We start from the raw sequence: 6,000 nt of genomic DNA, 5'->3' as shown, positions 1-6,000 counted from the left end.
CAATCAATTCCCACTGTTCCCAACTCAGGTTACTACGATATGCTTTAGTCATTTGCTCACAAGGTGCTGATGCTTATAATTTCAGCTTAAGCCTTGTGAGCTTTCTTACAATTGCCCCCCACTTTTAAAACATCCTCTTATTTCAACAAGATTTTCCGCAGATGTATTTTGACCAACTTCCTTAAAAGACATAACACCATGAGCTAAATCATTTCTATTTTTTTTTATTGATAGTAAATCAATTCCATCTCTAGTATCTTTGTCAGTAATGACTAAAAATCCATATAATTTAGCTATTGTTTTGATTTCTTTAGCATCTACATTCCCAGAAAACAGATCATCTCGATTAAAGCCCGATTGAATAATATCTCTAAAAATTATTTCTGTTTGCTCTACAAAATTATTAATACCACATTGCTGTACATTGTCTTTTACATTTTTCAAAATTATTTTTTTAATTTCTAGTCTTAGTTGATCAAAGGAAACACCTTTATTAGTAATATGATCATAAATACTTTGAATAGCATTTCTCATAGTAGATTCTATAAGATTGTAAAGCAATAAAAATCCAGTAGCTTTTAAACTTTTATCTAATTCATCATCAATTTTAGAAATTGCACCATTCTTACTTAATAGAATTTGACCCTGTTCTAAATCTCTCAGAAAATAGAGATAATCACTCACGTCTTTAGCACGTTCGTTGAAATCATCTAAATCTAATATTTTTTTCACTCAACTATACCTAAAATCTGATCACGGACATATTCAATACGACGAATAACTTTATTTCTAGAACTACTAGCATCACTGCTAGTGTATCCTATAAATTCTTTTGAATCCAGGAAATCTACTGACGCGGGCTTGAGGTCTTCTTGCTGTCTTAAAGCTAAAGTTATACCAACAGCAAGAGATTCAAATTTAATTCGAGTTGTTGTTCTGTCCTTTTTCTTACCTTGTCTAAAACCTGTTGGGAAATACATCTCAACAAAATCAATCATTGCATAAAATTCATTTTTCATGTTTTCTAAAGTATTTGGTTCAGCTTTATTAAGTTCCTGTACATAACTATCAAGAAACTCATTAATATTTTTATTAAAATTTTGATAATTATTTAAAAAAGCAAAAAATCGTAAAACAAATTCTTGGGGTTCTACTCTTCTAATTGAGGGTTCTGTAAAATCACAAAGACTAATAAATTTTTGGTATTTCGCTAATTCATCTATCAAATCAAGAAAATGGCCTCTTCTAATACCTCTAATTTTTTCCATTGGATTTAATTCAACACTACCCGTATTGATTCTTTCAAATAAATCTCTACGAGTTTCTTCATCAGCATCTTCTGTAAGTTGAATCATTCTTATGGTTGTTCGTTGAAAACGTCTTTGACGTGCAATAGGTAGACTAGAAAATCTAAATCCTTTCAGTTTATCTAACTTTTCTAAATCCTGTAAACATAAGTCGTCATTAATAAAATTAGCTAAAGTGCGAATCCTTTGTGTTCCATCTATGATTTCTAAACGAGCTAAATCTTTTGTTTCTAAAGGATTTTCGTCTGTTGCTTCCCCTGAAGTATCTGCAACATAAATATAAGGAATAGGTAAACCTAACAGAATAGATTCAATAAATTTAGATTGCCTTTTTTCATCCCAAATCATCGCTCTTTGGTAATCTGGAATAAATAATTCATTAGAATCATCATCAAGACCTTTTAGGTATTTTTGAACTATAACTTCAATAGGATACTCAATTGTGTTATAGTCAACTACTTTTTTCTTATCACGGATTTGTATCTCTGCTTCTTCCTGCATTTGTTCTGTAATATTTTTGCTTAATAAATTGTTACTCATATTAGATTGACATATCTGAGTTGTTGCATCTATGGTATCGTACTTTTGATTATTCAATTATTGTTGTGCTGAATATAAATTTCAAAAACCCTTATAGATAAAAGAATTTAGCATTTTCCATTGCAAAATATTGCTTTAGCTGTAGGTGATGAGGTGTGTTAGTTTAGCTTACTGTTTATTGGAAGTGTAGGGAATAGGATTTTGGGAATTTGTAGTGTAAGATCGCACTCACGCTTCCACAACAGGCATCGCATTGTTTTTGAGATTTTCTGCAAGGCGATCGCCTAAAATGACATCATACAATCAGCGATCGCAACAGACAAAAAGACTCAAACTATCAGCTCATCCAACACTAACACTGTTAACGCTGGTAAAGATGGCAACCGCGCATCATTTGTCAAGAAAAATGATGCACCTCCACGAATAGCAGTAGCCATTTGAATAGCATCTGGAGTTCTTAAGTTATAATCTGCCCTTAATTGTGCTGCATTTTCAGCAATGTCGGGAAAAACTTCGATAGCTGTTAAACCTTGGGAATTAAATAGAATTTCACGATATTGTTGAGCTAATCCTGTGTTTCCTTGTCGCAAGGGATAGACTAACACTTCTGTGATAGTCAAAACTGATGTTACAACGCTAAACTCACTACGAAACATAGCTTCAAAAAAGTATCTGTAACATCCAAATAATTAGGATTTTCTTCAATAAAGTAAATCAGTGGAGCAGTATCCAAACCAACAATTTGCCCTTGTAACTGGACTAGCCATTCCATGAATCACGTTCCTGATTAACGTATTCTTGAGCATCAATACCATTCCAGATTTCTTTACCTAACCCACGTAATTCGAGGATGCTATGTTTTGGCTTAGGTATCATCGTCACCTGTTGACGAATTAAGCTTGATAAGTCTTCAATTAAGCGTATTTGCTCTTCAGGAGTTAGGCTTTGAGCTTGCAGTAGTATTTCTTGATAATTAGACATAAAATTTATATTTCCACTTCTCTGCATTCTAAGTCAAATATACACAGACGGACTGCATTTCTTCATTTTACAAATAAATGTAGATAGGCTTGATATCTGCTTGTTTATCAGAATAACTATTGCGATCGCACTCACTCTTCCACAACAGCGATGTCTAACGACAAGCCCCTACGCTTCTATATTTTCAACGATATCATAATATGATATCATTATATCTGTGGCTATATTCAGGTTAACTGTAAGATGGCTGTAATTGTATTGATTAAATGGATCTTAATAACAAACAACGTCAGATTTTAGAGTTAATTTTTACAAATCCTGTACCATCTAATGTTCTTTGGAAAGATATTGAAAGTTTATTCATAGCTTTAGGTGCTGATATTACTCAAGGTAGAGGTTCGCGGGTACGTGTGAAATTAAATGATGTGAAGGCTGTTTTTCACGAACCGCATCCTCAAAATGAGACAGATAAAGGAGCAGTCAAATCTGTTCGAGAATTTTTAATTAAGGCAGGAATTGAAATATGATGACTTATAAAGGATACACAGCTAGTATAGAAGTAGATGTAGAAGCGGGAATACTTTTTGGTCAAGTCCTAGATATTAATGACGTGATTACCTTTAAGGCAAAAACTGTAGACGAAGCGCGTCAAGAATTTCAAATTTCTGTTGATGATTATCTTGCTTTCTGTGAAGAACTAGGAGAGGAGCCTGATAAACCATTCTCTGGTAAACTTCCATTCCGCACAACTCCAGAACACCACCGCAAAATATTTATTGCTGCTAAAAAGGCTGGCAAAAGCATAAATGCTTGGATGGATGAAATCTTAACTGGTGCTGCGGATAAAGTAATCAATACTTAAAGTCAATCATTCTAAATATTTTTTTCGCTAAAGTGCATTCGCTTTTGGCATTTTTATGGAAATATTCAAATTTAATTTTTTCTATGAATGCGTTAACTATCAACTTTGCTCCTGTTCTTCAAATAACAGATGAGCAATTCTTCCAGTTATGTCAGATAAATGAATTAATCAGATTTGAGCGTAATGCTGATGGCACATTGCTACTAATGCCTTTAGTCGGAGGTTTAACCAGCAACCGCAATGCTAACTTAACTGCTCAACTTGGAGTGTGGAATCGTGATGAGTCACTAGGTATAGCTTTTGGTTCTTCCGTTGGGTTTATTTTACCAAATGGGGCAGTGCGTAGGCGTAGCCCGTCGTAGACATCGCCTGACGCATCTTGGTTAAGACGTGACAAATGGGATTATCTCACACAGGAGCAAAAAGAGAAATTTCCGCCTGTATGTCCTGATTTTGTTGTGGAATTGCGTTCTGATACTGATTGTTTAATAAGGCTACAAAATAAAATGCAAGAGTACCGAGACAACGGTGCTAAATTAGGTTGGTTAATTGATTTAGAAACTCGGCAAGTAGAAATTTATCGTTCTGGTAGAGATGTTGAAGTGCTGGAATCTCCTGCTAGTTTATCAGGAGAAGATGTGCTACCGGAATTTGTGCTTAATCTTAAAGATATCTGGTGCATTGATTAAACTACGAAATGCGTAGGCGTAGCCCGCCGTAGGCATCGCCTTGTTTTTGAGGTTTTCTGTAGAGCGATCGCTTTATTGAAAGTGTAGGGAATAGGATTTGTGAATTTGCAGAGTGACGCTAGCTACGCCTGTCATAGACATGAGTTTTTTCAAAAAAAATCTATTTAAATTACTTTTTATAAAATCTTAATATTTCTCAACTAAGTTTAAAAAAACTTGGGATTAAGTTCAGAATTTAAGAGCGATCGCTTTGTAAAGGTTAATTGATATTAGTTGTCAAACTGCTAGTGAAGTTAGAAACTAAAGAAATACAACACACGCAATTATTTTATGACTGCTATTTCTAACCTGGAATTAAAACGGCCAATTTGGCAAACTGCGATCGTCTTGACTTTGGGCTTTTGGCTCAGTGCTAGCGTAGTTTTAGACTGGGTAATTATGCCTAGCCTTTATCTTTCCGGGATGATGAGCCAAGCTGGTTTTACGACAGCAGGCTACACCATTTTTTGGAACTTCAATCGGATGGAATTATTATCTGCTGCTGTAGTGCTGACTGGGGCATTAGCTTTGGGCAAAACTCAATATCACTGGCGTATTCGCAGTGTTGTTTTATCTGCGCTGCTGCTAACTATAGCTATACTTGATACCTATTTCTTAACTCCGCAGATGTGCGCCATCGGTGTTCAACTGAACCTATTTGAAGCCGCTGCTGCTATTCCATCGACAATGAATTTACTACATGGTAGTTATTGGGTACTGGAAGTAGTTAAGCTGGTAGCTGGTGGCACACTTTTAAATTGGTGCTGGCGGGAGCAATTTTAAATAGATGGAGAAGTATAACGGTGAGAATGTCCACTTCTAAATCTCACGCCAAAGACGCAAAGAATTTCTTTGCGTCTTTTTGCTAGATATACCTTATAGGTTAATGAATACCATATCTACGTAGGAGACAGAAACTATAGGAATCCGCTTTGATTTCTGAACGAATTTGCGTAGACAGGCAATAGGCAATCTTGCTACAGGCAACAGTCAAGAAGGCTTCTTAGTTGTACTGAGTTTTGTTCAAAAATCAAATATGAGTCCTATAGGAAAACGAGGTACTCATGCAATTTTGCATTTATATTTGTGACTTTTAAAACTTAAAATTTTCCAGGAAAATTGCTACCATAAAATGATTCACTCATTTATAAGTGTAATTAAATAAGCATGTAAAATTATCTTTTACTGTACATTTTCAGTCTTTCCGGACACCCAAACAAATAAAGATTAATAACAATTATCTGGAAGATGCTATTAATTAGTTTTCATGTTTACTTTACTGATTTATCATGAAGTTTATATATTGCTGCTAACTTTTTTTGAAAATTATAGTAACCTGAGTTTTAGTGAGTACGTTACTTGTTATCTACCATCTAGCTGAAAAGAGCTATTTTACAGGTATGTACTACCAATCAGGAATTTGGCTTTAAATTCTTGAATTTGTCACTCCAAACTATGCAGAGTGACTATTTAGACCCACACAACATTAGACCCGTTTCCATTACTTATGAAGAGATTCCCTTCTGCTGATTTGGCTGCCTGTGCATCTCACCACACACCATCATGGCGGTAATTATCAGCT

At 34.8% G+C, this 6,000-nt stretch carries 8 protein-coding genes and 1 pseudogene; 4 read left to right on the top strand and 5 right to left on the bottom strand.

Translation table 11 applies throughout. The features are described 5' to 3' along the window. Positions 1 to 105 precede the first annotated feature (105 nt). From A4S05_RS05060 to A4S05_RS05045, 5 genes are all read right to left on the bottom strand, one after another. On the bottom strand, positions 106 to 732 hold the full coding sequence (locus tag A4S05_RS05060; protein ID WP_069068736.1) for an MAE_28990/MAE_18760 family HEPN-like nuclease: 627 nt from the start codon (positions 730 to 732) through the stop codon (positions 106 to 108). Next, complete coding sequence (locus tag A4S05_RS05055) at positions 729 to 1,847, bottom strand: DUF262 domain-containing protein (RefSeq protein WP_069068735.1); 1,119 nt, start codon at positions 1,845 to 1,847, stop codon at positions 729 to 731. The genes A4S05_RS05060 and A4S05_RS05055 overlap by 4 nt, the downstream gene beginning before the upstream one ends. A gap of 329 nt (positions 1,848 to 2,176) precedes the next feature. Next, positions 2,177 to 2,503 carry a type II toxin-antitoxin system VapC family toxin gene (locus tag A4S05_RS05050; protein ID WP_256090830.1) on the bottom strand — a complete coding sequence of 109 codons (327 nt, stop codon included), beginning with the start codon at positions 2,501 to 2,503 and terminating at the stop codon, positions 2,177 to 2,179. Continuing rightward, complete coding sequence (locus A4S05_RS42990) at positions 2,476 to 2,619, bottom strand: hypothetical protein (protein ID WP_256090829.1); 144 nt, start codon at positions 2,617 to 2,619, stop codon at positions 2,476 to 2,478. The genes A4S05_RS05050 and A4S05_RS42990 overlap by 28 nt, the downstream gene beginning before the upstream one ends. Further along, complete coding sequence (locus A4S05_RS05045) at positions 2,607 to 2,828, bottom strand: hypothetical protein (RefSeq protein WP_069068734.1); 222 nt, start codon at positions 2,826 to 2,828, stop codon at positions 2,607 to 2,609. Before A4S05_RS05045 ends, A4S05_RS42990 begins: the two co-directional genes overlap by 13 nt. Positions 2,829 to 3,094: 266 nt before the next feature. Here A4S05_RS05045 and A4S05_RS05040 point away from each other — a divergent pair, with 266 nt between their 5' ends. From A4S05_RS05040 to A4S05_RS05025, 4 genes and pseudogenes are all read left to right on the top strand, one after another. After that, positions 3,095 to 3,355: a type II toxin-antitoxin system HicA family toxin gene (locus A4S05_RS05040; protein ID WP_069068733.1), complete on the top strand. Its 261-nt coding sequence runs from the start codon at positions 3,095 to 3,097 to the stop codon at positions 3,353 to 3,355. Continuing rightward, positions 3,355 to 3,690 (top strand): type II toxin-antitoxin system HicB family antitoxin, encoded by a 336-nt coding sequence (locus A4S05_RS05035; protein ID WP_199346326.1) that lies wholly within the window; start codon positions 3,355 to 3,357, stop codon positions 3,688 to 3,690. Before A4S05_RS05040 ends, A4S05_RS05035 begins: the two co-directional genes overlap by 1 nt. Positions 3,691 to 3,773: 83 nt before the next feature. Further along, positions 3,774 to 4,379, top strand: a pseudogene (locus tag A4S05_RS05030) (Uma2 family endonuclease). 330 nt (positions 4,380 to 4,709) lie between these two features. Then, entirely contained in the window at positions 4,710 to 5,201 is a 492-nt protein-coding gene (locus A4S05_RS05025) for a hypothetical protein (protein WP_069068731.1), read from the top strand. The last annotated feature ends 799 nt before the right edge of the window (positions 5,202 to 6,000 follow it).

The sequence above is a fragment of the Nostoc sp. KVJ20 genome (genome assembly GCF_001712795.1).
GTDB lineage: Bacteria > Cyanobacteriota > Cyanobacteriia > Cyanobacteriales > Nostocaceae > Nostoc.
This window is presented reverse-complemented; position numbering and strand designations above follow the sequence as displayed.